The following is a 26771-nucleotide window of genomic DNA, read 5'->3' as shown; positions in this document are numbered from 1 at the left end:
AGAAGCAACAGGGCAAAATGTGAAGAAGCTCTAAAGGATTATCGGGCCGCTGCCCGCGAGTCGGGTTCCCAGACGCGGCTGCAAACGTTGCTCAACAGCGCGCGGCTGTGGCTGATGACGATCATCGCCAAGGGGCGGCGGTCGCTTATCTCTAAGAGAAAGCGCCACACTTTAGCCTGAATGAAAGGGTCCAATTGGGCGGTGATTTCGTCGGCGATCAGGTAGCGCGTTTGGGGGGCCAGGGCGCGCAGCAGGGCAATGCGCGCCAACTCTCCGCCGGAAACCTCATCAGGGTAACGCGTTAGCAACCGTGGATGGAGCGACAGCGCTTCAAGCCATTCCTCCTCCGGCTGCCAAACGTCGCGCAGCGCAGCACCGACGGTGCGCGCGGGGTTAAACGTGCGTTCAGGGTGCTGAGGAACCAGTTGAACCGGGCAGTAGCCGCTGGCTGGGAGCGGCTCGCCGTCCAACATAACTTCGCCTGCGCTCGGCCGCTGCCAGCCGGCCAGGACTCGCCCTAACGTCGTTTTCCCATATCCGCTGGGCGCAAAAATGCCAAGCCGCTCCGCTGGCCCAATGGACAAATTCAGCGAACGCCACAGCTCAGCGCCGCCCTGATGGACGCTCAAATTATGCGTTTGCAGCATGAACCGCGTTATCCTCAGGCTCGTTGAAAAAATCAAACTCCGGCAGCGAGCGCCACAGCGACTGTATCCATGGGCTGCCGCCGCCGCTGCGAAGCTGGCGGGCGCAGAGCGTCTCTTTAAGTTCGCCCTGGTGGAGAACCGCGATTCTATCGGCATAGCGGGAAGCCAGATGCAGGTCGTGCGTAACCCACAGTACCCCGCGGCCCTCCTCACAAAGCGTTTTTAGATGCCCCATCAGGACTTCCGCATGTCGTTCGTCAAGCCAGGCCGTTATCTCGTCGGCCAAAATAAAGCGCGACTGGCTCAACGTGGCGCAGCTTACAAGCACCCGCTTGGCCATACCGCCCGACAGCGAAAGGGGATAGCGATTGAGCAGGTCGGGCGACAGGCGATAGCGCTTCAGCCTCTCCACTATCTCGTCATTGCAGGGCATATCGCCGCTCAGGCCTGCGGCTCTCTGGATCTGCCTGCCGGTTTTAATCAGTGGGTTAAGGGCGCTGACGCTCTGGGGAATATAGCCCAAAACGCGCCCCCTTAGTTCTTGCAGCCGCTCGTGGGGAACGTCGTGGCCATCGAGCAAGATGCGGCCTTGGGCGCTGATGGCGTCAGGCAGCAGGCCAAGCAGGCTTTGCAACAGCAGGCTTTTTCCTTCGCCGCTGCCGCCGACCAGCGCGACCAGCTCCCCACGTTGAAGCGTAAGGTTGATATCGCTCAGCATCGGTTCAAACGTCGTTTTTCTCAGCCAGCGATGTTTGCCCTGAAGCAGGGTGATGTTTTTTAGTTCTAACATGAGGTTCTCCTCAACCAGACCTTTTGCAGGCTGCGTGCCAGCAGGTCGATAGTGAGCACCAGCGCGACCAGCGTTAGGCCGGGGTAAAACGCCAGCCACCAGTCGCCGCTAGCCAGATAGCGCAGCGCGTCCGAAAGCAGTAGCCCCAGAGAGGCTTCGTGAGGCTCCAGGCCGAATCCAAGGAAGCTCAGGCCCGCGCTGTGCAACACCGCGTGGGGGAAAATAAGCAGCATGCCGACGACGAGCTGGGGCAGCAGCAGGGGAAGAAAATGCCGGTAGCAGCACTGCCAGTACGTCGATCCCGTTCGACGCGCCAACAGCACGTAGTCCGCCGTTCGAATGCGCATCAGTTCGGCCCGCAGGATCAGCGCAAGCTTGGGCCAGTGGGTGAGTGAAACGGCCAGAATCACGCCCCACTTGCCGCCGCCGAAGGTAAAGCAGATAAGGATCAGCAGCAGAAGGTGAGGCAGGGCGATAAAGGTATCGGTTAAGATTTGAACCAGCTGCTCCAGCACTTTGCCGAACTGGCCGGTAGCGGCGACGGCCAGCGCAATCAGCCCGCTCAGCAGGGCGGACGTAGCGCCAATCTGAACGCTGGTCATCATGCCCTGAAGGCAGCGAAGCCAGAGGTCGCGCCCCAGGCCATCGGTTCCAAACCAAAATTGGGAAGAGGGCGCGGCGCGGCGGGCGAGCAGGTTTAAGGCTATGTCCTGATTTAGGGCGTAGGCGCCCGCTCCGAGCAGGGTAACGAGTATCGCTAGCGCTAGCGCAAGCCGCAGCGCTGCGCCGTTAAGGGAATACCTCATTCCTCCCTCCTCAGCGGCGCGTTGAGGTGCTTAAGGATTAACGAAGAAAGCGTATTGCCAATAAAGACCAGCAGCGCGGCGAACAGGCTAATCCCTAGTAGCAGAGGGACATCGCCACGCAGCCCTGCGTCGATCGTAGCCTGTCCGAGCCCGGGATAGGCGAATACCTTTTCCGCCAGCAGCGCGCCGCCTAACAGCTCGCCCAAAGAGGCGAACTGGAGACAGACGGCCGGCGTGAGGGCATGGCGCAGCAGGTGAAAGCGGAGCATAGGCCACCCGCCGTCACCCTGAGCGTAGGCATAGCGAATGAATTCGCTGCTGCTGGCCTGCTCAATGCGGGCGCGGGTGTGCAGCGCAATGTTGCCGACGCCGAGCAGGCTTAGGGTGAGGGTGGGCAATATCAGGTGATGAACCCGCTCGGCAAACGTCGCATCTTCCTGCGTAAGCCCTGGCGGCCAGGCGCAGCAAATGGGCGCCCACTCAAGCCTGACGGAGAAAAATGCCAGCATCAAAAGGCCTACCCAGAACGTAGGTAAAGACGAGAGAAGATAGCTGAGCGAGCGAATAAGCGTATCCGGCCAGCGGTTGAGGTAGCGCCCGGCCGTCAGGCCAAGCGCGATGCCGAAAACGCCGGAAAGAAGCCAGGCGCCGGCCAGCAGGGCGAAAGAGGTCGCGAAGCGCTGGGCGATGACGTCAACCACCGGCGCGTTGTAGACCATGGAGTACCCCAAATCACCCTGAAGGGCCTGCTTTAGCCACAGCAGAAAGCGTTGCCAAAGCGGCTGATCCAACCCCCAGCGGGCGGCTATTTGCGCGTACTGTTCTGGCGGAACGTGCAGTAAATCGTTGCCGATATAGGAGCGAACAGGGTCGACCGGTGAAAAGCTCAGCAATATGAAAATACCTGCCGTTACCGTGAACAGCAGGCAAATGAGCCTAAGCGAAACCGATGGTCGCGACGTCATTACTTGCAGGTCCAGCGCCAGCCGTCGAGGTTGTTTAAGACCGTCCAGTCTCCGTGCGCTTCCGGCGCGCCTTCGCCCAGGCTGACGCAGGGGGTTACCAGATAGGTATGGTTGAGGTTTAGCAGCCAAACCCAGGCGGCATCTCCTCGTACGCCGGCGCCGGTCGCGCCGTCCCAGTCCACCTTTTGCCAAAGGGGGATGGCTGCCTGCCAGTCTGGCGCTTCAACGGCTTGCTTCAGGCGTTCGTCTACCACGCTGTTGGCATAGTAGCCCGGGTTAAAGTAGCCTTCTCCTCCCAGCCTGCTGGCGTAGTGATGATAGAGCTCCATTGGGTCCAGGCTGCCCCAGCCAAACAGCGTGGGGTTGGCATGCATATGGCGTTCGACGGTTTCCCAACTGCCCGATTTCAACGACACCTCGATGCCCAGCGGCTTCATCATGGCGCTGAACGCCTGAGCCAGATCTCGCCGCGTGCTGTCGCCGCTGGCGTACCACAGCGTGACCTTGGCCTGAATGCCGTTCTTCTCCCGGATGCCGTCCGGCGTTTTAGTCGTCCATCCGGCCTGATCCAGTATTTGTTTGGCTTTGTTCAGATCGCCGTCTTTAAATTTGGCGTTTGGATTGTCCCACGGTAGGCCGTCTACGGCGGTAAAGGCCGGGCGGGCCTGGCCGTCCAGCAGCTGCGTGGCCAGCAGTTCCCTGTCGACAGCGTAGTTAATCGCCTTGCGAATAGCCGGGTCGGCGGTGACGCGGTTGCCTACGTCATTACCCTGAGCGTCCTTTTTCCCCGGCGGCGTCATCGGAAACATAATCCCGCGGTTTTCCACGCTCTTTTGTACCAACAGCTTCATATTAGGCACGGCCTGATTGGCCATCGTTTGCGGGATCCTTATTAAATCCAGACTGCCGCTGGCTGCCGATGCGTAGGCGCTGTCCTGATCGAGAAAGACGAACACCAGCTTTTCAAAATCGTTCTTCTGCCCGGCGTAGTAAGGGTTCGCTTCTACTATTAGCTGTTGGCCGGGCTGCATGCTGCTAAGCCGATAGGGGCCTGCACCTATGGGGGACTGTGCGAAATTTTTTCCGTATTTCGCTTCGGGTACGATGCCCAGCGCGCCGAGTACGTTGATAAAAGTGCTTTCAGGGTGTTTCAGCATAATTGCGACCGTGCGCTCATCAAGCGCTTTGGCCAGGCTGAAGCTGCCCATATCGGCCTTACCGCCGCTGACGGCGGCCTGATTGTAGGAAAACGCAACGTCTCTCGCCGTCAATGGCGAGCCGTCGGAAAACTTAAGGTCAGGCTTCAGGCGAAGCGTCCAGGTTGTGCCGTCATCGCTTAACGAGTAGCTTTCGGCCAACAGAGGCCGAAAGGTGAGATCGGCGTTTTGCCGCAAAAGAGGAGCGTGCAGTAAAACGTAGCTGCCGTGGCTCCAGCCTAGCAGAGGGTCGAACCCTTCAGACGGCTCTGCGCCAATGGCTAGCTTGAGCGTGTGGGCCTCTGATGCGGCTACAGGAATGAGCGAAAGGGCAGCGGTAAGGCAAATGGCCATAGAGGAGAGCTTTATTTTCATAGGGAGTCGGCTCCTTTTAGTCAACCGGGCGGTGTGATAATCGCGCGTGACTCATAACTTTTAATGAAAAGTTCATACTTTGGTTCGGGCGAATTTATAGCAGGGGCAAAAGAGCGGCGCTTTGATATAGATCGAATTATTGAAAGTCGATGAAAAACGAAGAAGAAATGTCGTCGTCTGAGAACTGTTTAAAAGTTCTTCAAATTTGGTGTGGGAATTGGCTACAATGTATACTTCGTTGGTGAAAAAAAGATTGCTTTGACCAAAAATTGAGCGATAGCGCATTAAACTGAATTTTTTTGTTGCATCGCGCTTCATGTCTCCCTAGAATGCGCAGCACTTGATGCCGGCTTAGCTCAGTAGGTAGAGCAACTGACTTGTAATCAGTAGGTCGCCAGTTCGATTCCGGCAGCCGGCACCAGCCAAGCGTCAAGAAAAGAAAATTAGGTGGGGTTCCCGAGCGGCCAAAGGGAGCAGACTGTAAATCTGCCGTGACTCACTTCGAAGGTTCGAATCCTTCCCCCACCACCATTATTCACCACAGCGATGTGGTAAAACCGGTAGGCAGCTTCATTCTGGAGCGCCTGTTGGAAAGGTAGAGCGACAAATTGTCCTTTACCGATATAGCTTGATTGTGTTGACGCGAAGTGGCGTTAATACAGTGTCTGAAAAGACACCTGAAAGGGGATGAGTAAGAGCTCTGTTGGAGTTCAGCACTCAGCAAGGCGAGAACGACTACTCAGGTAGTTACCCGGAGGGTGTTCCACCCAAAGCGTTATCGCAGCGTATCGAGTTATTCTTCCCCCACCACCGAGTTTAGAGTGTTGAAGCACCAGGTCGCTGAGTTCGGAACTGCGGGCATCGTATAATGGCTATTACCTCAGCCTTCCAAGCTGATGATGTGGGTTCGATTCCCACTGCCCGCTCCAAGTGCTGATATAGCTCAGTTGGTAGAGCGCACCCTTGGTAAGGGTGAGGTCGGCAGTTCGAATCTGCCTATCAGCACCACTTTCCTTTCTCCGTTTTTATCCCCTGACTTCCTCTATAACTCAATACCGTTGTTGTACAAGCTTTTGCTTGGTTAATGTGGTTTAACCACGATCTATCGTGTTTTAGAGGGACTATCGATGTCTAAAGAAAAATTTGAACGTACAAAACCGCACGTTAACGTCGGTACTATCGGCCACGTTGACCACGGTAAAACTACGCTGACGGCAGCAATCACCACCGTTTTGGCTAAGACCTACGGCGGTAACGCTCGCGCATTCGACCAAATCGACAACGCGCCGGAAGAAAAGGCTCGCGGTATCACCATCAACACCTCTCACGTTGAATATGACACCCCGTCTCGCCACTACGCGCACGTTGACTGCCCGGGGCACGCCGACTACGTTAAGAACATGATCACCGGCGCAGCTCAGATGGACGGTGCAATCCTGGTAGTAGCAGCGACCGACGGCCCGATGCCTCAGACTCGCGAGCACATCCTGCTGGGTCGCCAGGTAGGCGTTCCGTACATCATCGTATTCCTGAACAAGTGCGATATGGTTGATGACGAAGAGCTGCTGGAACTGGTTGAAATGGAAGTTCGTGAACTTCTGTCTCAGTACGACTTCCCGGGCGACGACACTCCGGTAATCCGCGGTTCTGCGCTGAAAGCGCTGGAAGGCGACGCCGAGTGGGAGAAGAAGATCATCGAGCTGGCGGAAGCGCTGGATAGCTACATCCCAGAGCCAGAGCGTGCGATTGACAAGCCGTTCCTGCTGCCTATCGAAGACGTATTCTCAATCTCCGGTCGCGGTACCGTAGTAACAGGTCGCGTAGAGCGCGGCATTATCAAAGTCGGTGAAGAAGTGGAAATCGTCGGTATCAAAGATACCACCAAGACCACCTGTACCGGCGTTGAAATGTTCCGTAAGCTGCTGGACGAAGGCCGTGCGGGCGAGAACGTGGGCGTTCTGCTGCGCGGTACCAAGCGTGACGAAATCGAACGTGGTCAAGTTCTGGCCAAGCCGGGCACCATCACTCCTCACACTCAGTTCGTGTCAGAAGTGTATATCCTGAGCAAGGATGAAGGCGGCCGTCATACTCCGTTCTTCAAAGGCTACCGTCCTCAGTTCTACTTCCGTACGACTGACGTGACAGGCACCATCGAACTGCCGGAAGGCGTAGAGATGGTAATGCCAGGCGACAACATTCAGATGACCGTAAGTCTGATTGCGCCGATCGCAATGGATGAAGGTCTGCGCTTCGCAATCCGCGAAGGCGGCCGTACCGTTGGTGCGGGCGTTGTCGCCAAGATCGTCAAATAAGATTGACGTAACGGGCTTTAAAAGGGCATCATTTGATGCCCTTTTTCAACGTTGCAAAAAAAAAGAACCTATCTCATCAGGTTTTTTGACCGAAATTCTTATTAGAAACGGGTCTGAGAATCAGGGTGAGATAGGCTCATATCTTACGGCATAGCTGTGATATAGCTACGATTAGATGCCGAAGATAAGGGCGTTCGGCTTGGTTGCTCTGCTATAATGCGGGGTAAAGTTTATTTAAGTCATAATGACAGGTTGGTTTATGAGTGCGAATACCGAAGCTCAAGGAAGCGGTGGAAAACTGGATACCGTTAAGTGGATTATCGTCGCCGTGCTGGTGCTTGCTGCGATCGTCGGTAACTTTTTGTATCGGGAATACAGCGTTCTTCTGCGCGCAACGGCCGTCGTTGTCGTTATTGGGATAGCCTTCGTCATTGCGATGCTTACGGCAAAAGGCAAGGCGACGCTCGAGTTTGCTCGCGCCGCGCGCATTGAGATGCGCAAGGTGATCTGGCCCACGCGTCAGGAAGCCCTGCATACGACGCTTATCGTTGCCGCCGTAACCGTCGTTATGTCGCTGATCCTGTGGGGGCTGGATGGTATTCTGGTCCGTTTGGTCTCATTTATCACTGGCCTGAGGTTCTAAAATGTCTGAAGCCCCTAAGAAGCGTTGGTACGTGGTTCAAGCATTTTCCGGTTTTGAAGGCCGCGTCGCCCAGTCCCTGCGTGAGCACATCAAGCTGCACGAAATGGAAGATCAGTTTGGCGAAGTAATGGTGCCGACTGAAGAAGTTGTAGAGATTCGCGGCGGCCAGCGCCGTAAGAGCGAGCGCAAGTTCTTCCCTGGCTACGTGCTGGTGCAGATGGCGATGAACGACGCGACCTGGCACTTGGTGCGCAGCATTCCTCGCGTGATGGGCTTTATCGGCGGCACGTCTGACCGACCTGCGCCTATCAGCGACAAAGAAGTCGACGCTATTATGAACCGCCTGCAGCAGGTTGGCGATAAGCCAAGGCCGAAGACGCTGTTTGAACCGGGTGAAATGGTTCGCGTTAACGACGGTCCGTTTGCTGACTTTAACGGCGTAGTGGAAGAAGTTGACTACGAGAAGAGCCGCCTGAAAGTATCCGTTTCTATCTTTGGTCGTTCAACGCCGGTCGAGCTGGACTTCAGCCAGGTAGAGAAAGGCTAAACCGCAATCGGTTAATTTAAAGTCGACGCGCCAAGCGTTGACCTCTTGAAAGAGGTGCGAAGTTATTTTATAATTTCGCGCCTTTTATTTTTTTGTTTTTCTATAAACTGAATCGGGGAGCCTCTATGAGGCGCTATAACCCAAACTGAGGAAATCTCAATGGCTAAGAAAGTCCAAGCCTACGTTAAGCTGCAAGTTGCAGCCGGTATGGCTAACCCAAGTCCGCCGGTTGGTCCCGCTCTGGGTCAACAGGGCGTTAACATCATGGAATTCTGTAAGGCATTCAACGCTAAAACTGACAGCATTGAAAAAGGCCTGCCGATCCCTGTTGTTATCACCGTTTACGCTGACCGTTCTTTCACCTTCGTAACCAAGACTCCTCCTGCAGCCGTTCTGCTGAAGAAAGCTGCTGGCATCAAGTCTGGTTCTGGTGTACCGAACAAGACCAAAGTGGGCACTGTAACCGCGGCTCAGGTTCGCGAAATTGCTCAGACTAAAGCAGCGGATATGACGGGTGCTGACATCGACGCCATGGTGCGTTCGATCGAAGGTACTGCGCGTTCCATGGGCCTGGTAGTGGAGGGTTAATCGATGGCTAAGCTAACCAAGCGCATGCGCGTTATTCGTGAAAAAGTTGATGCAACTAAGCAGTATCCGATTACTGAAGCCGTTGCGCTGCTGAAAGAACTGGCTACCGCCAAGTTCGTTGAAAGCGTCGACGTAGCCGTTAACCTCGGCATCGATGCTCGTAAATCAGATCAAAACGTACGTGGTGCTACCGTACTGCCGCACGGCACCGGTCGTTCCGTTCGCGTTGCCGTATTTACTCAGGGCGCTAACGCTGAAGCAGCTAAGGCTGCCGGCGCTGAACTGGTAGGTATGGAAGATCTGGCCGATCAGATCAAGAAAGGCGAAATGAACTTTGACGTTGTTATCGCCTCTCCGGACGCAATGCGCGTTGTTGGCCAACTGGGTCAGGTTTTAGGTCCTCGCGGCCTGATGCCGAACCCGAAAGTCGGCACCGTAACGCCGAACGTTGCTGAAGCGGTTAAAAACGCTAAGGCCGGTCAGGTTCGTTACCGCAACGACAAGAACGGCATTATCCATACCACTATCGGTAAGGTTGACTTTGACGCCGTTCAACTGCAAGAGAACTTAGAGTCTCTGCTGTCCGCGCTGAAGAAGGCTAAGCCTTCTACCGCTAAAGGCATCTTCGTTAAGAAGATCAGCCTGTCCACTACTATGGGCGCGGGCGTGGCTATCGATCAGGGCAGCCTGAGCGCAGCAGCGAACTAATTCACTGCTTTACTACGGGGCTGGATTCGTCTAGAATTTAGCCCCTTAGATTTTCCGGTTGGAGCCTGGCCTTATCCAGGCCTCCGTCCAAGACCGCAGGCGTATGGCGACATACTTAATTACGCGTTCTTTTTTAAAAAGAACAACGGCCTGCGTAGACGGTGAGAGAGCCTAAAAATGTCTTTTAAAGAAATTTTTGCTGGATTCTACTCACCGTGTTTCAACGCCCGCTTCCTAAACGCCTTTGGGAACTAAGGTTCGGGTGAAAAGTGAGTTCCGGGAATTTTCCCGGCTTAATCCAGGAGCAAAAAGCCAATGGCATTAAATCTTCAAGACAAACAAGCGATTGTTGCTGAAGTGAGTGAAGTAGCCAAGGGCGCGCTGTCTGCCGTCGTTGCGGATTCCCGTGGCGTTACCGTAGACAAAATGACCGAACTGCGTAAAGCAGGCCGTGAAGCTGGCGTTTACATGCGCGTTGTTCGCAACACGCTGATGCGTCGCGTCGTTGAAGGTACTCAGTTCGAGTGCCTGAAAGACACGTTCGTCGGTCCAACCTTAATTGCATTTTCTCATGAGCATCCGGGCGCTGGCGCTCGTCTGTTCAAAGCGTTCGCTAAGGACAATGCAAAGTTTGAGGTTAAAGGCGCAGCCTTTGAAGGCGAGTTTATCCCAGCGGCCCAAATCGACCGCCTGGCAACTCTGCCAACTTACGAAGAAGCTATCGCGCGCCTGATGTCGGCCATGAAAGAAGCCTCTGCAGGCAAACTGGTCCGTACTCTTGCGGCACTGCGCGACAGCAAGCAAGCGGCTTAATCGCCACGTTGTATTTGCTAACGTATAAACTACTTTCTACATTCAGGAATAATGATTATGTCTATCACTAAAGAGCAAATTCTGGACGCAGTTGCAGAAATGTCCGTAATGGACGTTGTTGAACTGATCTCCATGATGGAAGAAAAATTCGGCGTTTCTGCTGCCGCTGCCGTAGCTGTTGCTGCTGGCCCGGCCGTTGAAGTTGAAGAAAAGACTGAATTCGACGTCATTCTGACCAGCGCTGGCGCTAACAAAGTAGCTGCTATCAAAGCAGTTCGCGGCGCGACCGGTCTGGGTCTGAAAGAAGCGAAGGATCTGGTTGAAGCAGCTCCTGCAGCCGTTAAAGAAGGCATCAGCAAAGATGAAGCTGAAGCTCTTAAGAAGTCTCTGGAAGAAGCAGGCGCGACCGTTGAGGTCAAGTAAGACTTTTTTCCAGTTTGCAGCCTGACTTAAAAGGCTGATGGCTGGTGACTTTTTGGTCACCAGCCTTTTTGCGCTATAGGGTGTCAGTGGGATTTCACACTGTTTGTCCACTGAACAACCCCAATATTTCTTTCTATTGACGACTTAATATACTGCGTCCCCTGCTTTGAGCTAACGGCCTAAGTACAAGCGCAATGAAATGATTTAAGAGTAATAGAAATGAGTATTGCGGAGGTTTTCTCCGCCTCCGATCGAAGTAAATAGTGTTCGTATGAAGATGAAGAGCTGCCCCTGTTCGGGCGGGCGGCATGGGTCGACTTGTCAGCGAGCTGAGGAACCCTATGGTTTACTCCTATACCGAGAAAAAACGTATTCGTAAGGATTTTGGCAAACGTCCGCAGGTTTTGGACGTTCCATACCTTCTTTCAATCCAGCTTGACTCGTTCCAGAAGTTTATCGAGCAAGATTCGGAAGGCCAACACGGCCTGGAAGCAGCATTCCGCTCCGTGTTCCCTATCCAAAGCTACAGCGGCAGCTCTGAGCTGCAGTATGTCAGCTATCGCCTCGGTGAACCTGTATTCGACGTCAAAGAGTGTCAAATCCGCGGTGTCACCTTCTCTGCGCCTCTGCGCGTGAAGCTGCGTCTGGTCATTTACGATCGTGACGCGCCGGCGGGTACCGTAAAAGACATCAAAGAGCAAGAAGTCTACATGGGCGAAATTCCGCTCATGACCGATAACGGAACGTTCGTGATTAACGGCACTGAGCGCGTTATCGTTTCCCAGCTGCACAGAAGCCCGGGCGTGTTCTTTGACAGCGATAAGGGCAAGACCCACTCATCGGGCAAGGTGCTTTATAACGCACGCATCATTCCTTATCGCGGTTCCTGGTTGGACTTTGAGTTCGACCCGAAGGACAACCTGTTTGTCCGTATTGACCGTCGCCGCAAGCTGCCAGCGACGATCATTCTGCGCGCCTTGAACTTTACCTCAGAAGAAATTCTGGGCCTGTTCTTCGACAAAGTCGTCTTTGAAATTCGCGACAACAAGCTGCAGATGGAGCTCGTTCCTGAGCGCCTGCGCGGTGAAACGGCTTCTTTTGATATCGAAGCCAACGGCAAGGTCTATGTAGAAAAAGGCCGCCGTATTACCGCTCGCCATATCCGCATGCTGGAAAAGGACGGTATCGACAAGATCGAAGTGCCGACCGAGTACATCATCAGCAAGGTGGCCGCGAAAGACTATATCGATGAAGCCACCGGCGAAATCATTTGCCCGGCCAACATGGAGCTGACGCTGGATCTTCTGGCCAAGCTGAGCATGGCGGGCCACAAGCGCATCGAGACGCTGTTTACCAACGATCTCGACCACGGCGCCTATATGTCTGAAACGCTGCGCGTGGATACCACGACCGACCGCCTGAGCGCGCTGGTCGAAATCTATCGCATGATGCGCCCAGGCGAACCGCCGACGCGCGAAGCGGCTGAAAACCTGTTTGAGAACCTGTTCTTCTCGGAAGACCGCTATGACCTTTCTGCAGTAGGCCGCATGAAGTTCAACCGCTCTCTGGGCCGCGACGAGATCGAAGGTTCCGGCATTCTGAGCAAAGAAGACATTATCGACGTCATGAAAAAGCTCATCGGTATCCGTAACGGTATCGGTGAAGTGGATGACATCGACCACCTGGGCAACCGCCGCATCCGTTCCGTCGGCGAAATGGCCGAAAACCAGTTCCGCGTAGGCCTGGTTCGCGTTGAGCGCGCGGTGAAAGAGCGCCTGTCTTTAGGCGATCTGGATACCCTGATGCCTCAGGACATGATCAACGCCAAGCCGATTTCGGCGGCGGTGAAAGAGTTCTTCGGCTCAAGCCAGCTGTCCCAGTTTATGGACCAAAACAACCCGCTGTCAGAGATTACGCACAAGCGTCGTATCTCTGCCCTCGGCCCAGGCGGCCTGACGCGCGAACGCGCGGGCTTTGAAGTTCGAGACGTTCACCCGACCCACTACGGCCGCGTGTGTCCTATCGAAACGCCTGAAGGTCCGAACATCGGTCTGATTAACTCTCTGTCCGTGTACGCACAGACCAACGAGTACGGCTTCCTCGAGACGCCTTACCGTAAGGTGACTGACGGCGTTGTGACCGACGAAATTCATTACCTGTCTGCCATTGAAGAAGGCAACTTCGTTATCGCTCAGGCGAACTCCAACCTGGACGACGAAGGCCACTTCATTGAAGACCTGGTTACCTGCCGTAACAAGGGCGAATCCAGCCTGTTCAGCCGCGATCAGGTTGACTATATGGACGTTTCGACCCAGCAGGTAGTTTCCGTCGGCGCCTCGCTGATTCCGTTCCTTGAGCACGACGATGCTAACCGCGCCCTGATGGGGGCGAACATGCAACGTCAGGCGGTTCCGACCCTGCGCGCCGACAAGCCGCTGGTAGGTACCGGTATGGAGCGCGCCGTTGCCGTTGACTCGGGCGTTACTTCTGTCGCAACGCGCGGCGGTACCGTTCAGTACGTCGACGCATCTCGTATCGTTATCAAAGTTAACGAAGACGAAATGATGCCGGGCGAAGCGGGCATTGATATTTATAACCTGACCAAGTACACCCGTTCCAACCAGAACACCTGTATCAACCAGATGCCGTGCGTGGCGTTGGACGAGAAGGTTGAGCGCGGCGACGTGCTGGCCGACGGCCCGTCTACCGACCTCGGTGAACTGGCTCTGGGTCAGAACATGCGCGTAGCGTTCATGCCCTGGAACGGCTACAACTTCGAAGACTCCATTTTGGTGTCCGAACGCGTGGTTCAGGAAGACAGATTTACCACCATCCACATTCAGGAACTCTCCTGCGTGTCTCGCGACACCAAGCTGGGGCCTGAAGAGATCACCGCTGACATCCCGAACGTCGGTGAAGCAGCGCTCTCCAAGCTGGATGAATCCGGTATCGTTTACATCGGTGCGGAAGTGACCGGCGGCGACATTCTGGTCGGTAAGGTAACGCCGAAAGGTGAAACCCAGCTGACGCCGGAAGAGAAGCTGCTGCGCGCAATCTTCGGTGAAAAGGCGTCTGACGTTAAGGACTCCTCGCTGCGCGTACCGAACGGCGTATCCGGCACCATTATCGACGTGCAGGTATTTACCCGCGACGGCGTAGAGAAGGACAAGCGTGCGCTTGAAATCGAAGACATGCAGCTTAAGCAGGTAAGAAAAGACCTGACGGAAGAGCTGAAGATCCTCGAAGCTGGCCTGTTTGCCCGTATCCACGACGTGCTGGTCGCCGGCGGTATCGAAGAAGAGAAGCTTTCCAAGCTAACCCACGACAAGTGGCTGGAAATCGGCTTAAGCGACGAAGAGAAGCAAAACCAGCTGGAGCAGCTGGCCGAGCAGTACGACGAGCTGAAGTCCGAGTTTGAGAAGAAGCTGGAAGGCAAGCGCCGCAAGATCACCCAGGGCGACGACCTCGCACCGGGCGTGCTGAAGATCGTCAAGGTCTATCTGGCCGTTAAGCGTCAGATTCAGCCGGGCGATAAGATGGCAGGCCGTCACGGTAACAAGGGCGTTATCTCTAAGATCAACCCGATCGAAGATATGCCTTACGACGAGAACGGCACGCCGGTCGACATCGTACTGAACCCGCTGGGCGTACCGTCTCGTATGAACATCGGTCAGATCCTGGAAACTCACCTGGGTATGGCTGCAAAAGGCATCGGCGACAAGATCAACGCCATGCTCAAGCAGCAGCAGGAAGTAGCCAAGCTGCGCGAGTTCATCCAGAAGGCATACGATCTGGGCGATACTACCCGTCAGACCGTAGACCTCAACACCTTCAGCGATGAAGAAGTGCTGACGCTGGCTGAAAACCTGCGTAAGGGTATGCCGATAGCGACTCCGGTGTTTGACGGCGCCAAAGAGAAAGAAATTAAAGAGCTGCTGACGCTGGGCGGCTTGCCGACCTCAGGTCAGATCACGCTGTTTGATGGACGTACCGGTGAGAAGTTTGAGCGTCCGGTTACCGTTGGCTACATGTACATGCTGAAGCTTAACCACCTGGTTGATGACAAGATGCATGCACGCTCTACCGGTTCTTATAGCCTGGTTACTCAGCAGCCGCTGGGTGGTAAGGCGCAGTTCGGTGGACAGCGCTTCGGTGAGATGGAAGTGTGGGCGCTGGAAGCCTATGGCGCAGCGTACACGCTTCAGGAGATGCTGACCGTCAAGTCCGACGATGTCAACGGCCGTACCAAGATGTACAAAAACATCGTGGATGGCAACCATCAGATGGAGCCGGGCATGCCCGAGTCTTTCAACGTATTGCTGAAAGAAATCCGTTCGCTGGGTATCAACATCGAGTTGGAAGAGGAATAAGTTCCTCATACCGTAAGCCCCGGTTCGCCGGGGATGGTTGCAGGTACAGGGGCGCTTAACCCCTTAAACGACAGTTTCATAGTTTAAGACAGGCTTAAGCGCCCAACAGGTTTAACTCCGACAGGAGCCGATCCGTGAAAGACTTACTGAAGTTTCTGAAAGCGCAAACCAAGACCGAAGAGTTTGACGCCATCAAAATCGCGCTGGCTTCGCCAGACATGATCCGTTCTTGGTCTTTCGGCGAAGTGAAAAAGCCGGAAACCATTAACTACCGTACGTTCAAGCCTGAGCGTGACGGTTTGTTCTGCGCCCGTATTTTCGGGCCAGTAAAAGACTATGAATGCCTGTGCGGTAAGTACAAGCGTTTAAAACATCGCGGCGTTATCTGTGAGAAGTGCGGCGTTGAAGTGACCCAAACTAAAGTGCGCCGCGAGCGCATGGGCCACATCGAGCTGGCGTCTCCGACCGCCCACATTTGGTTCCTCAAGTCGCTGCCGTCTCGTATCGGCCTGCTGCTTGATATGCCTCTGCGCGACATCGAACGCGTGCTGTACTTCGAATCTTACGTTGTGGTCGAAGGCGGCATGACCAACCTGGAAAAGCGCCAGATCCTGACCGAAGAGCAGTATCTGGACGCGCTGGAAGAGTTCGGTGACGAATTCGACGCCAAGATGGGCGCCGAAGCTATTCAGGCTCTGCTCAAGAACATGGATCTGGAGCAAGAGTGCGAACAGCTGCGCGAAGAGCTGAACGAAACCAATTCAGAGACCAAGCGTAAGAAGCTGACCAAGCGCATCAAGCTGCTGGAAGCGTTCATTCAGTCCGGCAACAAGCCTGAGTGGATGATCCTGACCGTGCTGCCGGTGCTTCCGCCGGACCTGCGTCCGCTGGTTCCGCTGGACGGCGGCCGCTTTGCGACTTCTGACTTAAACGATCTGTATCGTCGCGTCATTAACCGTAACAACCGCCTGAAGCGCCTGCTGGATCTGGCCGCGCCGGACATCATCGTGCGCAACGAAAAGCGCATGCTGCAAGAAGCGGTCGACGCCCTGCTGGACAACGGCCGTCGCGGTCGTGCGATCACCGGCTCTAACAAGCGTCCGCTGAAGTCTCTGGCCGACATGATCAAAGGTAAGCAGGGTCGTTTCCGTCAGAACCTGCTCGGTAAGCGCGTTGACTACTCCGGTCGTTCTGTAATCACCGTAGGTCCATACCTGCGTCTGCACCAGTGCGGTCTGCCGAAGAAAATGGCGCTGGAGCTGTTCAAACCGTTCATCTACGGCAAGCTTGAGCTGCGTGGCCTCGCCACCACCATCAAAGCCGCCAAGAAGATGGTTGAGCGCGAAGAAGCCGTCGTTTGGGACATCCTGGACGAAGTTATCCGCGAACACCCGGTACTGTTGAACCGTGCGCCAACCCTGCACCGTTTGGGTATCCAGGCGTTTGAACCGGTTCTTATCGAAGGTAAAGCCATCCAGCTACACCCGCTGGTTTGTGCGGCGTACAACGCCGACTTCGACGGTGACCAAATGGCCGTTCACGTACCGCTGACGCTGGAAGCACAGCTGGAAGCGCGTGCGCTGATGATGTCTACCAACAACATTCTGTCTCCGGCGAACGGCGAGCCTATCATCGTTCCGTCTCAGGACGTTGTTCTGGGTCTGTACTACATGACCCGCGACAAGGTTAACGCCAAAGGCGAAGGCATGGTGCTGAACGGGCCGAAAGAAGCCGAACGCGTTTATCGCGCCGGCCACGCAGAGCTGCACGCTCGCGTTAAGGTTCGCATCACTGAATACGTGAAAAACGCCGAAGGCGTAATGACGGAAAAAACCGGCCTGGTGGATACCACCGTTGGTCGCGCCATCTTCTGGATGATCGTGCCGAAGGGGCTGCCTTATTCCATCATTAACCAGGCGCTGGGCAAGAAAGCCATTTCCAAGATGATTAACACCTGTTATCGCATCCTGGGGCTGAAGCCGACCGTTATTTTCGCTGACCAGACGATGTACACCGGCTTTGCCTACGCGGCGCGTTCAGGCGCCTCCGTTGGTATCGACGACATGGTGATCCCGGCTAAGAAAGCGGAAATCATCAACGAAGCCGAAACCGAAGTTGCGGAAATTCAGGAGCAGTTCCAGTCCGGTCTGGTGACCGCGGGCGAACGCTACAACAAAGTTATCGACATCTGGGCTGCCGCCAACGAGCGCGTAGCCAAGGCGATGATGGAAAACCTCTCTTCCGAAACGGTGATTAACCGCGACGGCGAAGAAGAGAAGCAGGTTTCCTTTAACAGCATCTTTATGATGGCTGACTCCGGTGCTCGTGGTTCTGCCGCTCAGATCCGTCAGCTGGCCGGTATGCGTGGCCTGATGGCGAAGCCGGACGGCTCCATCATCGAAACGCCGATCACCGCAAACTTCCGTGAAGGTCTGAACGTACTCCAGTACTTCATTTCAACTCACGGTGCGCGTAAAGGTCTGGCGGATACCGCGTTGAAAACCGCGAACTCCGGTTATCTGACTCGCCGTCTGGTTGACGTGGCTCAGGATCTGGTGGTTATCGAAGACGACTGCGGCACCTATGACGGCATCATCATGACGCCGGTTATCGAGGGCGGCGACGTTAAAGAGCCGCTGCGTGAGCGCGTACTGGGCCGCGTTACGGCCGAGGACGTGCTGAAGCCTGGCACTGCCGACATTCTGGTTCCGCGCAATACGCTGCTCAACGAGAAGTGGTGTGACCTGCTGGAAGAGCACTCTGTCGACATCATTAAGGTGCGTTCTGTCGTTACCTGTGACACCGATTTCGGCGTGTGCGCCAACTGCTATGGTCGTGACCTGGCGCGTGGCCACATCATCAACAAGGGTGAGGCCATCGGCGTTATCGCGGCACAGTCCATCGGTGAACCGGGTACCCAGTTAACCATGCGTACGTTCCACATCGGTGGTGCGGCATCGCGTGCTGCGGCTGAATCCAGCATTCAGGTGAAGAACTCAGGTAGCCTGAAGCTGAAGAACGCCAAGTTCGTGGTTAACGCAGCCAACAAGCTGGTTATCACCTCTCGTAACACCGAGCTGACGCTTATTGACGAGTTCGGCCGCACCAAGGAAAGCTATAAAGTGCCTTACGGCGCAACGCTTGCCAAGGGCGACGGCGCAAACGTCACCGGCGGTGAAATGGTCGCCAACTGGGATCCGCACACCATGCCGGTTGTGGCTGAAGTCAGCGGCTTCATTCGCTTCACCGATATGGTTGACGGCCAGACCATCACCCGTCAAACCGACGAATTGACCGGCCTGTCCTCTATCGTTGTTCTGGAAGGCGCCGAGCGTACCGGCAGCACCAAGGACCTGCGTCCGGCGCTGAAGGTTGTCGACGCTAAGGGCGATGACGTGCTGATCCCTGGTACCGACATGCCGGCTCAGTACTTCCTGCCGGGTAAAGCGATTATCCAGCTGGAAGACGGCGTTGAAATCAACCCGGGCGACACGCTGGCGCGTATTCCGCAGGAATCCGGCGGTACTCGCGATATTACCGGTGGTCTACCGCGCGTTGCCGACCTGTTCGAAGCGCGTCGTCCGAAAGAACCCGCAATCCTGGCTGAAGTCAGCGGCGTGGTTTCCTTCGGTAAAGAGACCAAGGGCAAGCGTCGTCTGGTGATCACGCCGATGGACGGCAGCGAGCCGTACGAAGAGATGATTCCGAAGTGGCGTCAGCTTAACGTATTCGAAGGCGAACTGGTCGAACGCGGCGACGTGATTTCCGACGGTCCGGAAGCGCCGCACGATATCCTGCGCCTGCGCGGCGTTCACGAAGTGACTCGTTACATCGTGAATGAAGTGCAGGAAGTTTATCGCTTACAGGGCGTTAAGATTAACGATAAGCACATTGAAGTTATCGTTCGTCAGATGCTGCGTAAGGGCACCATCATGCACGCAGGCAACACCGAGTTCCTGGAAGGCGAGCAGGTGGAATACTCCCGCATCAAGATCGCCAACCGCGCTCTGGAAGCCGAAGGCAAGCTGGGCGCAACGTTTGCTCGCGATCTGCTGGGTATCACCAAGGCCTCTCTGGCGACCGAGTCCTTCATCTCTGCGGCATCGTTCCAGGAGACGACCCGCGTGCTGACGGAAGCCGCCGTTGCCGGCAAGCGCGATGAACTTCGCGGCCTGAAAGAGAACGTCATCGTTGGTCGTCTGATCCCGGCGGGTACTGGCTATGCCTACCACCAGGACAGAGTCCGCCGCCGTCATGCGGAAGACGTGACCTCTGCGCCGCAGGTTAGCGCGGAAGAAGCGTCGGCTAACCTGGCTGAGCTTCTGAACGCAGGCTTGGGCAACAGCGACGACGAATAATCGACGCAGCCTTTAGGCTAACGCTGTGACAGACAAACGCCGATCGAGACTATCGATCGGCGTTTTTTTTATTTGTTATCGTGGATAAAAAAGCGCCGTCCGTGAAGGGCGACGCTTTTTGTCATTTAGCCTTGAAGGTCGAATTAGTGTGAAACGCTCCCTGATGCACCGTAGCCGGTCTGTGAGCGGATGAACTGCGGGTCGAACAGCAGCCTTTCCTGGACGGCGTTTTCCGACGTGTCAGTAATCGAGAAGAACCAGGTGCTGACGAACGCAATCAGCATTGAGAACAGCGCCGGGTACTCATAGGGATAGATAGGCTTCGCGTGTCCGAGGATCTGCACCCAGATAGTCGGCCCTAGGATCATCATAGTGACGGCGCTCACAAGCCCCAACCAGCCGCCGACCATTGCCCCCCGCGTCGTCAGCTTTTTCCAGTACATGGAAAGAATGATGATGGGGAAGTTACAGCTGGCGGCGATGGAGAAGGCGAGTCCGACCATGAAGGCGATGTTTTGCTTTTCAAACAAAATGCCCAGCCCAATGGCGACGAAGCCGAGAACCACGGTGGTGATTTTAGAGACCTTAAGTTCGTCTCGCTCGGTGGCGCTACCCTGCTTAATCACGTTAGCGTACAGGTCGTGAGATACCGCCGACGCTCCTGCCAGCGTTAATCCCGCGACGACAGCCAGTATGGTGGCGAAGGCGACCGCAGAGATAAACCCTAAGAAGAAGCTGCCGCCGACGGCGTTAGCCAGGTGAACCGCCGCCATGTTGGTGCCGCCGATAAGCGCTCCGGCGGCGTCTTTGAAGGCCGGGTTGCCGCCGACTAAGAAAATCGCGCCAAAGCCGATGATAAAGGTCAATATGTAGAAATAGCCGATAAACCCGGTGGCGTAGAACACGCTTTTACGCGCTTCCTTCGCATCGCTGACGGTAAAAAAGCGCATGATGATGTGCGGCAGGCCTGCGGTGCCAAACATCAGCGCCAGCCCGAGCGACAGTGCCGAGATGGGATCGGAAACCAGCCCGCCGGGACTCATGATGGCGCCGCCTTTCGGACTCACCTTAATCGCCTGCACGAACAGCTCGTTAAAGTTGAAGTTGACCGACTTCATCACCATGATGGCCATAAAGCTTGCGCCCGACAGCAAAAGCACCGCTTTGATAATCTGTACCCAAGTGGTGGCCAGCATGCCGCCGAACAGGACGTACATCACCATCAGGATGCCGACCAGAATGACCGCCACGTGGTAGTTAAGGCCGAACAGCAGTTGAATAAGCTTCCCTGCGCCAACCATCTGCGCTATCAGATACAGCGCTACCACCACCAGTGAACCGCAGGCGGAGAGGGTACGGATCTCTTTTTGCTTCAGGCGATAAGAGGCGACGTCTGCAAAAGTGTAGCGCCCAAGGTTTCTTAATCGCTCGGCGATGAGAAACAGGATAATGGGCCAACCGATGAGAAAGCCGATGGAGTAAATAAGGCCGTCGTAGCCTGAAGTGTATACCAGCGCGGAAATGCCTAAAAACGACGCGGCGGACATAAAGTCGCCCGCGATCGCCAGGCCATTTTGCAGGCCGGTGATCTTACCCCCGGCGGTGTAATAGTCGGAGCGAGAGCGGGTTCGCTTTGAAGCCCAGTAGGTAATGTAGAGCGTCAGGCCGACGAACAGCACGAACATCACGATGGCTTCTATGTTCAGCGGCTGACGTTTGACTTCGCCGTTAACGGCTTCGGCCAGCGCTAAAGGGGCGTTTGAGAGCGCAAGCAGCGCAAGGAGCAGGCGGCTTTTCATTGGTGGGCCTCGTTCAATATCTGGGCGTTAAGCTCATCGAACTCACGGTTAGCGCGATAAGTGTAAATGCCGGTTAAGACAAAAGAAGCAACGATCAGGCCCATACCGATAGGAATGCCCCGCGTGATGCTGGAACCTTCGGTTAACGGGGTGCCGAGCCACTGGGGCTCGAAGGCGATGAGTAGGATAAAGCCGACGTAGAGCGCCAGCGTAATGGCCGACAGCGTCCAGGCAAAGTTGTCGCGTCGGCGCACCAGTTCTTTAAAGCGAGGGTTACTTTCAATCCGTTGATAGATCTGTTCGTTCATAGGAGTATCTCCTGTGAGATAGACTCGCCATACTTCAAGCCGCAGACGCGTTGACGGCAAACGTTACTCGACCTATCCGTGGGACTTGCCCCTTTTTCAAGGGCAGCGTCTGGCGCCGTTCAAACGCCGACGGCGTTTGTTCTACAGCTCGAATTATTTAGAGTTAAACGGTTGAATATCGCCGCGCGAGGCGGCGAAGACTATGATGCCGCTTTCATTGCCGCTTTTTCCTGTAGCAGCTTTTCTACGACGCCGGGATCGGCAAGCGTAGAAGTGTCGCCCAAATTGCTGGTGTCTCCGTCGGCGATTTTCCTGAGTATTCGACGCATGATCTTCCCTGAACGCGTTTTAGGCAGGGTCTGCGTCCAGTGCAGAATGTCTGGTGTAGCAATAGGACCAATTTCTTTACGCACCCATTTGATGACTTCGTCATAAAGCTCATCGCTGGGCTGTTCGCCGTGGTTTAGCGTGATGTAGGCGTAGATAGCCTGTCCTTTGATGTAGTGAGCTATGCCCACCACCGCCGCTTCGGCGATTTTAGGATGGGAGACCAGCGCCGATTCGATTTCAGCGGTGCCTAGCCGGTGGCCGGAGACGTTTAATACGTCGTCGACGCGCCCGGTGATCCAGTAGTCGCCGTCTTCATCACGCCTGGCGCCGTCGCCGCTGAAGTAATAGTTTTTGAATGACGAAAAGTAGGTTTGCTCAAAACGTTCATGGTCGCCAAACAGCGTCCGCGCCTGCCCCGGCCAGGAATCGGTTATCACCAGGTTGCCCTCGCAGGCGCCATTCAGTATCTTGCCGTCGTTGTCTACCAGCGCCGGCTTAACGCCGAAGAACGGCTTGGTGGCCGAGCCCGCCTTCAGCTCGGTGACGCCGGGCATCGGCGTAAGCATGAATCCGCCGGTCTCCGTTTGCCACCAGGTGTCGACGATCGGACATCTACCGTCGCCGATAGTGTAGTAGTACCACTCCCAGGCTTCGGGGTTAATTGGTTCGCCGACGGAGCCCATAATACGCAGGGAGTCGCGGCGGGTGCCCTCAATGGCAAGGTCACCCTGAGCCATCAGAGAGCGAATGGCGGTCGGTGCGGTGTAGAGAATGTTGACCCGGTGCTTGTCGACGATTTGCGACATGCGGTTAGGGCCAGGCGACGTCAGCAGCCCTTCAAACAGCAGGGTGGTCGCTCCGTTGCACAGCGGGCCATAGAGCGCATAGCTGTGGCCGGTTACCCAGCCCATATCGGCGGTACACCAGTAGATCTCGCCGTCGTGGTAGTCGAAGACGTATTTGAACGTCAGGGCAGCGTAAACCAGATAGCCGCCGGTGGTGTGCAGCACGCCTTTGGGCTTCCCCGTAGAGCCGGAGGTGTAGAGAATAAACAGCGGCGTTTCCGCTGGGAGTTCGATCGGCGGGCAGTCGTCCTCTTCCCGCTCAAGCAGCTCGTGCCACCACAGGTCGCGATGCGGATGCCAGGCAATTGCGCCCCCGGTTCTTTGGAATACAATAGTGTGTTCGACGCTTTTTACGCTTGGGTTAGCCAGCGCGTCGTCTACGTTCTTTTTCAGCGCAATGGTTTTACCCGCGCGCAGGCCTTCATCTGCGGTGATAACCAGCCTGGCGCTTGAGTCTATGATGCGCCCGGCGATGGCTTCAGGGGAGAAGCCCGCGAAGATAACCGAATGGATAAGCCCCAATCTGGCGCAGGCCAGCATGGCGACGGCGGTTTCCGGCACCATCGGCATATAGATAGCGACAACGTCGCCCTGTTTGAGGCCGAGTGACTTAAGCACGTTGGCGAAGCGGCATACGCGCTGGTGCAGCTGGCGGTAAGTGATAGTTTGAGTTTGTTCACCGCTATCGCTTTCCCATATAATCGCCGTCTGTTCGCCGCGTTCGGCCAGATGCCTGTCCAGACAGTTAGCGGACAGGTTTAGCGTACCGTCTTCAAACCAGCGGATGGAGACGTTTCCCGGCGCGAAGGAGGTATTTTTTACCTTCTGGTAAGGCTTCACCCAGTCAACTATTTTTCCCTGCTGGCGCCAGAACTCATCGGGAGTCTCTACCGACTGCCGATACATCGTCTCATACTGCTGCCTGTTTATCAGCGCATTGTCCGCAATGGATGCAGGAACGGGATGTTTATGAACAGTGCTCATTATTGACCCCTCAAAATTGTTAACATTATGTAATGTAGTTGTTGAGGAAAAATTGCGCACTTTTTATATCTCTTTTTTGAGCGGAGGATCACGCTTCGTCTTAGAGGATAATGGCAAAAGGGGCGATAAGCCGCAGATTATTCGAACTAAAGGACTGGTATCACCAATAATGGTGGACTTTTATGCTGAATCGATATTTTAGGCTTCAACGCGTCCAGCAGGTCAGGGTGAGCCCTAACATTATGAATAAAAAAGCGTTTAGTCTGAATGTATAGAGAATGACCTTGATGTATGCAAATTAGGCAGTCGAAACGTTGAATAGGGAAAAATTTCGCCATATCGTAATTTTTATATCCGGTTTTCGGCCGTTGGGGCAAAAATCTTTATCTAAGATAGAATTTATTAATTAAGGGACATTTTTAGCCCTATTCTACACTTAATAGGTATATCAATATTTTGGCAGAAAAAATCTTATATTCATTTTAAAAATTAAATAGTTAATCTATATATTCCAACGTAATTTCGCTAAGAAACATAAAAAACATAAACGGCAATTTGATTAAATATTAATCTATTGTTTTTACAGGCAAGATGGCCGATAACCTCCCTATTTAGTAGTGTTTTCATCTGAATTGCATCCATTACGTAAAGAAAAATGTAATTTTGCTTCATAAAATGCTAAAAAGAGCGTCTGCGGTTTTTTATCTGCAGATTTTTATCCATTAAGAAATTAGGAAGAGGAATACATATTCAAAGAGCATGACGCTCGAAAAAGAGAATGCCTGATTGACAGGCGGCGCCCGGTCGTGGGCGTTAAATGAAAGTGAAGGAAATCAAGTCATATGAATGGTTTTAAAATTACCCTAGCCTGGCAGATCCTCATTGCGCTGATTCTTGGAGTTATTGTTGGCTCCGTTATGCATGGATCGGACTCTGTCGACTGGCTGGTCATCAACTTCTTTAAGCCTGCGGGCGATATCTTTATCCGCCTTATTAAAATGATCGTTGTGCCTATCGTGGTCTCCACGCTGGTAGTCGGCATTGCGGGCGTAGGCGACGCGAAAAAGCTTGGCCGCATCGGATTGAAAACCATTATCTACTTTGAAATTATCACCACCGTCGCCATTATTATCGGCCTGACGGCGGCTAATGTTTTTCAACCCGGTCACGGTATTGATATGTCTCAGCTGAGCGCGGTGGACATTTCTCAATATAAAGCGACGACCCAAGAGGTGCAGAGCGGCGCCCATAGCCTGGTGATCACCATCATGTCGCTCATTCCCACCAACATCTTTAAGGCTCTGGCGTCTGGCGAGATGCTGCCTATCATCTTCTTCTCGGTGCTGTTTGGTTTGGGGCTGTCCTCGCTACCCAAGGAGACGCGCGCGCCGCTGCTGAACGTGTTTAAAGCGATGTCTGAGACGATGTTCCGCGTGACGCATATGATCATGCGCTACGCGCCCGTCGGCGTTTTTGCGCTGATCTCCGTGACCGTCGCTACCTTCGGTTTCTCATCGCTTATACCGCTGCTAAAGCTGGTCGTGCTGGTTTATGCGGCCATCGTGTTCTTTGGGCTAGTGGTGCTCGGTGCCGTTGCGCGCCTCTGCGGCCTGCGCATCTGGACGCTTATCCGCATCCTGAAGGACGAACTGATCCTAGCCTACTCTACCGCCAGCTCCGAAACGGTGCTGCCGCGCATTATCGAAAAAATGGAAGCCTACGGCGCGCCGAAGGCGATTACCGGCTTCGTGGTGCCTACCGGCTATTCGTTTAATCTGGACGGCTCTACGCTTTATCAGAGCATTGCGGCAATCTTTATCGCCCAGCTGTACGGCATTGAGCTGTCGCTAATGCAGGAAATCACGCTGGTGCTGACGCTGATGGTGACCTCCAAGGGCATTGCCGGCGTTCCGGGCGTATCCTTCGTGGTGCTGCTGGCGACGCTGGGCAGCGTGGGTATTCCTCTCGATGGCCTGATGTTCATTGCCGGCGTTGACCGCATCATGGACATGGCCCGTACGGCGCTGAACGTGGTCGGCAACGCGCTGGCGGTGCTGGTTATCGCCAAGTGGGAGCGCCAGTTCGATGAGAAGAAGTCTCGCGAATACGAGCAGGAGATGCTGGGCAAAGGCCGCGTAGAGGCTGAGGCCTGACGGATTAAACTCTAGGTTTTCTGTGACAAAAAATAAAACCCCGCTCTCGCGGGGTTTTTTATGCCCAACGTTTTTCGGCGTGAGTGATAGTTTAAATCTTAGAAAAAAGCGTTGGATCTTTCATTCATGCGCAAGTAATATGAACATCCGTTCAAATTGAACGATTGATCAACACTGAAGGGGTAGGGGAGAGCGTACCGATGTCCTATATGGCAAAAGACGAACGTCGCGCGGCGATCGTTGAAGCGGCGACCACCGTGGCGCTTCGAGATGGACTCATGAATATCACCACCCGAAAGGTGAGCGCTGAAATGGGCGCCGCAACGGGGATTATTCATCACCACTTTTCGTCGACGGCCGAGCTGAGAAGAGAGGTGTTTCAGCACTTTTGCCAACGGGAACACCGGCGCGCCTGCGAACGAATTCAGGGCCTGACGCCCGCAGGACAGCTCCTTTCGCTGTTGGACTATTCGGGAAGTTCGGCGGACGACCCCGACTCCCGGCTCTGGAACGACGCCTGGACGGAAGCGGTACGCGATAAGGCGTTTGGGCAGGCCTACGCGCAGTCGCTGCAGGCGCTGCATGAAGAGACGGTTCGCATCATCGAAGAAGGATGCCGCAGCGGCGCGTTCTGCCCCGCTCTGAGCATCGACGACGTTTCGGCCAGAGCGTGGCGCCTGATGGCCATAGGTTTTGGCGTTATTTCCATGTTTGACATCAGTGCAGACATCCTGCTGCCGGCGACGGCAGCGAGCCTGCTGAAAAACGGCATTATCAACGAGCTTGGCGCCGATCCTGCGTCGTTTTAAGG

Annotated in this window: 19 protein-coding genes and 4 tRNA genes; 15 read left to right on the top strand and 8 right to left on the bottom strand. The window is 54.9% G+C overall.

Annotation, left to right across the window (positions count from 1 at the left end):
• Nucleotides 1-38: 38 nt before the first annotated feature.
• Genes V8L73_RS17545 through V8L73_RS17525 form a run of 5 tightly spaced genes read right to left on the bottom strand, consistent with a single transcriptional unit; the run spans nt 39 to nt 4779 of the window.
• Nucleotides 39-647, bottom strand: a complete 609-nt coding sequence (locus V8L73_RS17545; RefSeq protein ID WP_347253607.1) for an ATP-binding cassette domain-containing protein — start codon at nt 645-647, stop codon at nt 39-41.
• Complete coding sequence (locus V8L73_RS17540) at nt 631-1437, bottom strand: ATP-binding cassette domain-containing protein (RefSeq protein ID WP_347253606.1); 807 nt, start codon at nt 1435-1437, stop codon at nt 631-633. The genes V8L73_RS17545 and V8L73_RS17540 overlap by 17 nt, the downstream gene beginning before the upstream one ends.
• Nucleotides 1431-2243, bottom strand: coding sequence for an ABC transporter permease (locus V8L73_RS17535; RefSeq protein ID WP_347253605.1), 813 nt, complete (start codon nt 2241-2243; stop codon nt 1431-1433). Before V8L73_RS17535 ends, V8L73_RS17540 begins: the two co-directional genes overlap by 7 nt.
• Nucleotides 2240-3208, bottom strand: coding sequence for an ABC transporter permease (locus V8L73_RS17530; protein WP_347253604.1), 969 nt, complete (start codon nt 3206-3208; stop codon nt 2240-2242). The genes V8L73_RS17535 and V8L73_RS17530 overlap by 4 nt, the downstream gene beginning before the upstream one ends.
• Nucleotides 3208-4779, bottom strand: coding sequence for an ABC transporter substrate-binding protein (locus tag V8L73_RS17525; protein ID WP_347253603.1), 1572 nt, complete (start codon nt 4777-4779; stop codon nt 3208-3210). The genes V8L73_RS17530 and V8L73_RS17525 overlap by 1 nt, the downstream gene beginning before the upstream one ends.
• A gap of 345 nt (nt 4780-5124) precedes the next feature.
• On the opposite strand from V8L73_RS17525, the gene V8L73_RS17520 reads away from it, so the two are divergent.
• The 13 genes from V8L73_RS17520 (at nt 5125) to rpoC (ending at nt 19541) form a co-directional block, all read left to right on the top strand.
• Nucleotides 5125-5200, top strand: a tRNA-Thr gene (locus V8L73_RS17520).
• A 25-nt stretch (nt 5201-5225) separates the two neighbouring features.
• Nucleotides 5226-5310 (top strand) — tRNA-Tyr (locus V8L73_RS17515).
• 323 nt (nt 5311-5633) lie between these two features.
• A tRNA-Gly gene (locus tag V8L73_RS17510) sits at nt 5634-5708 on the top strand.
• 3 nt (nt 5709-5711) lie between these two features.
• A tRNA-Thr gene (locus V8L73_RS17505) sits at nt 5712-5787 on the top strand.
• Between the two features lie 119 nt (nt 5788-5906).
• A complete protein-coding gene (gene tuf, locus V8L73_RS17500) occupies nt 5907-7091 on the top strand; it encodes an elongation factor Tu (protein WP_036038195.1) in 1185 nt (394 codons plus the stop codon).
• Between the two features lie 259 nt (nt 7092-7350).
• A complete protein-coding gene (gene secE / locus V8L73_RS17495; protein WP_027275335.1) occupies nt 7351-7734 on the top strand; it encodes a preprotein translocase subunit SecE in 384 nt (127 codons plus the stop codon).
• Between the two features lies 1 nt (nt 7735).
• Nucleotides 7736-8281: a transcription termination/antitermination protein NusG gene (gene nusG / locus V8L73_RS17490; RefSeq protein ID WP_027275336.1), complete on the top strand. Its 546-nt coding sequence runs from the start codon at nt 7736-7738 to the stop codon at nt 8279-8281.
• A 159-nt stretch (nt 8282-8440) separates the two neighbouring features.
• Nucleotides 8441-8869: a 50S ribosomal protein L11 gene (gene rplK, locus V8L73_RS17485; RefSeq protein ID WP_027275337.1), complete on the top strand. Its 429-nt coding sequence runs from the start codon at nt 8441-8443 to the stop codon at nt 8867-8869.
• Between the two features lie 3 nt (nt 8870-8872).
• Complete coding sequence (rplA, locus tag V8L73_RS17480) at nt 8873-9577, top strand: 50S ribosomal protein L1 (protein WP_027275338.1); 705 nt, start codon at nt 8873-8875, stop codon at nt 9575-9577.
• Nucleotides 9578-9892: 315 nt separating this feature from the next.
• Complete coding sequence (gene rplJ / locus V8L73_RS17475) at nt 9893-10390, top strand: 50S ribosomal protein L10 (protein ID WP_027275339.1); 498 nt, start codon at nt 9893-9895, stop codon at nt 10388-10390.
• Between the two features lie 57 nt (nt 10391-10447).
• The gene (rplL, locus tag V8L73_RS17470) at nt 10448-10813 is read left to right on the top strand and encodes a 50S ribosomal protein L7/L12 (RefSeq protein WP_027275340.1); all 366 of its coding nucleotides are present in this window, start codon (nt 10448-10450) and stop codon (nt 10811-10813) included.
• A 341-nt stretch (nt 10814-11154) separates the two neighbouring features.
• Complete coding sequence (rpoB, locus tag V8L73_RS17465; protein WP_261832531.1) at nt 11155-15183, top strand: DNA-directed RNA polymerase subunit beta; 4029 nt, start codon at nt 11155-11157, stop codon at nt 15181-15183.
• Nucleotides 15184-15317: 134 nt separating this feature from the next.
• Nucleotides 15318-19541, top strand: a complete 4224-nt coding sequence (gene rpoC / locus V8L73_RS17460; RefSeq protein WP_027275342.1) for a DNA-directed RNA polymerase subunit beta' — start codon at nt 15318-15320, stop codon at nt 19539-19541.
• Nucleotides 19542-19684: 143 nt separating this feature from the next.
• On the opposite strand, the gene V8L73_RS17455 is transcribed toward rpoC, so the two are convergent.
• From V8L73_RS17455 to acs, 3 genes are all read right to left on the bottom strand, one after another.
• Nucleotides 19685-21340, bottom strand: a complete 1656-nt coding sequence (locus V8L73_RS17455) for a cation acetate symporter (RefSeq protein ID WP_347253602.1) — start codon at nt 21338-21340, stop codon at nt 19685-19687.
• A complete protein-coding gene (locus V8L73_RS17450) occupies nt 21337-21648 on the bottom strand; it encodes a DUF485 domain-containing protein (RefSeq protein ID WP_027275344.1) in 312 nt (103 codons plus the stop codon). Before V8L73_RS17450 ends, V8L73_RS17455 begins: the two co-directional genes overlap by 4 nt.
• A gap of 200 nt (nt 21649-21848) precedes the next feature.
• Nucleotides 21849-23807 carry an acetate--CoA ligase gene (gene acs, locus V8L73_RS17445; protein ID WP_347253601.1) on the bottom strand — a complete coding sequence of 653 codons (1959 nt, stop codon included), beginning with the start codon at nt 23805-23807 and terminating at the stop codon, nt 21849-21851.
• An 842-nt stretch (nt 23808-24649) separates the two neighbouring features.
• Here acs and gltP point away from each other — a divergent pair.
• Both gltP and V8L73_RS17435 read left to right on the top strand, forming a co-directional pair.
• Nucleotides 24650-25960: a glutamate/aspartate:proton symporter GltP gene (gene gltP, locus V8L73_RS17440; RefSeq protein ID WP_027275346.1), complete on the top strand. Its 1311-nt coding sequence runs from the start codon at nt 24650-24652 to the stop codon at nt 25958-25960.
• A gap of 200 nt (nt 25961-26160) precedes the next feature.
• Entirely contained in the window at nt 26161-26769 is a 609-nt protein-coding gene (locus tag V8L73_RS17435; RefSeq protein ID WP_347253600.1) for a TetR family transcriptional regulator, read from the top strand.
• The last annotated feature ends 2 nt before the right edge of the window (nt 26770-26771 follow it).

Source organism: Leminorella grimontii (assembly GCF_039789245.1).
Classification (GTDB): Bacteria; Pseudomonadota; Gammaproteobacteria; order Enterobacterales; family Enterobacteriaceae; genus Leminorella; species Leminorella grimontii.
Note: the sequence above shows the minus strand (reverse complement) of the source record. Positions and strands in the feature narration are given on the sequence as shown.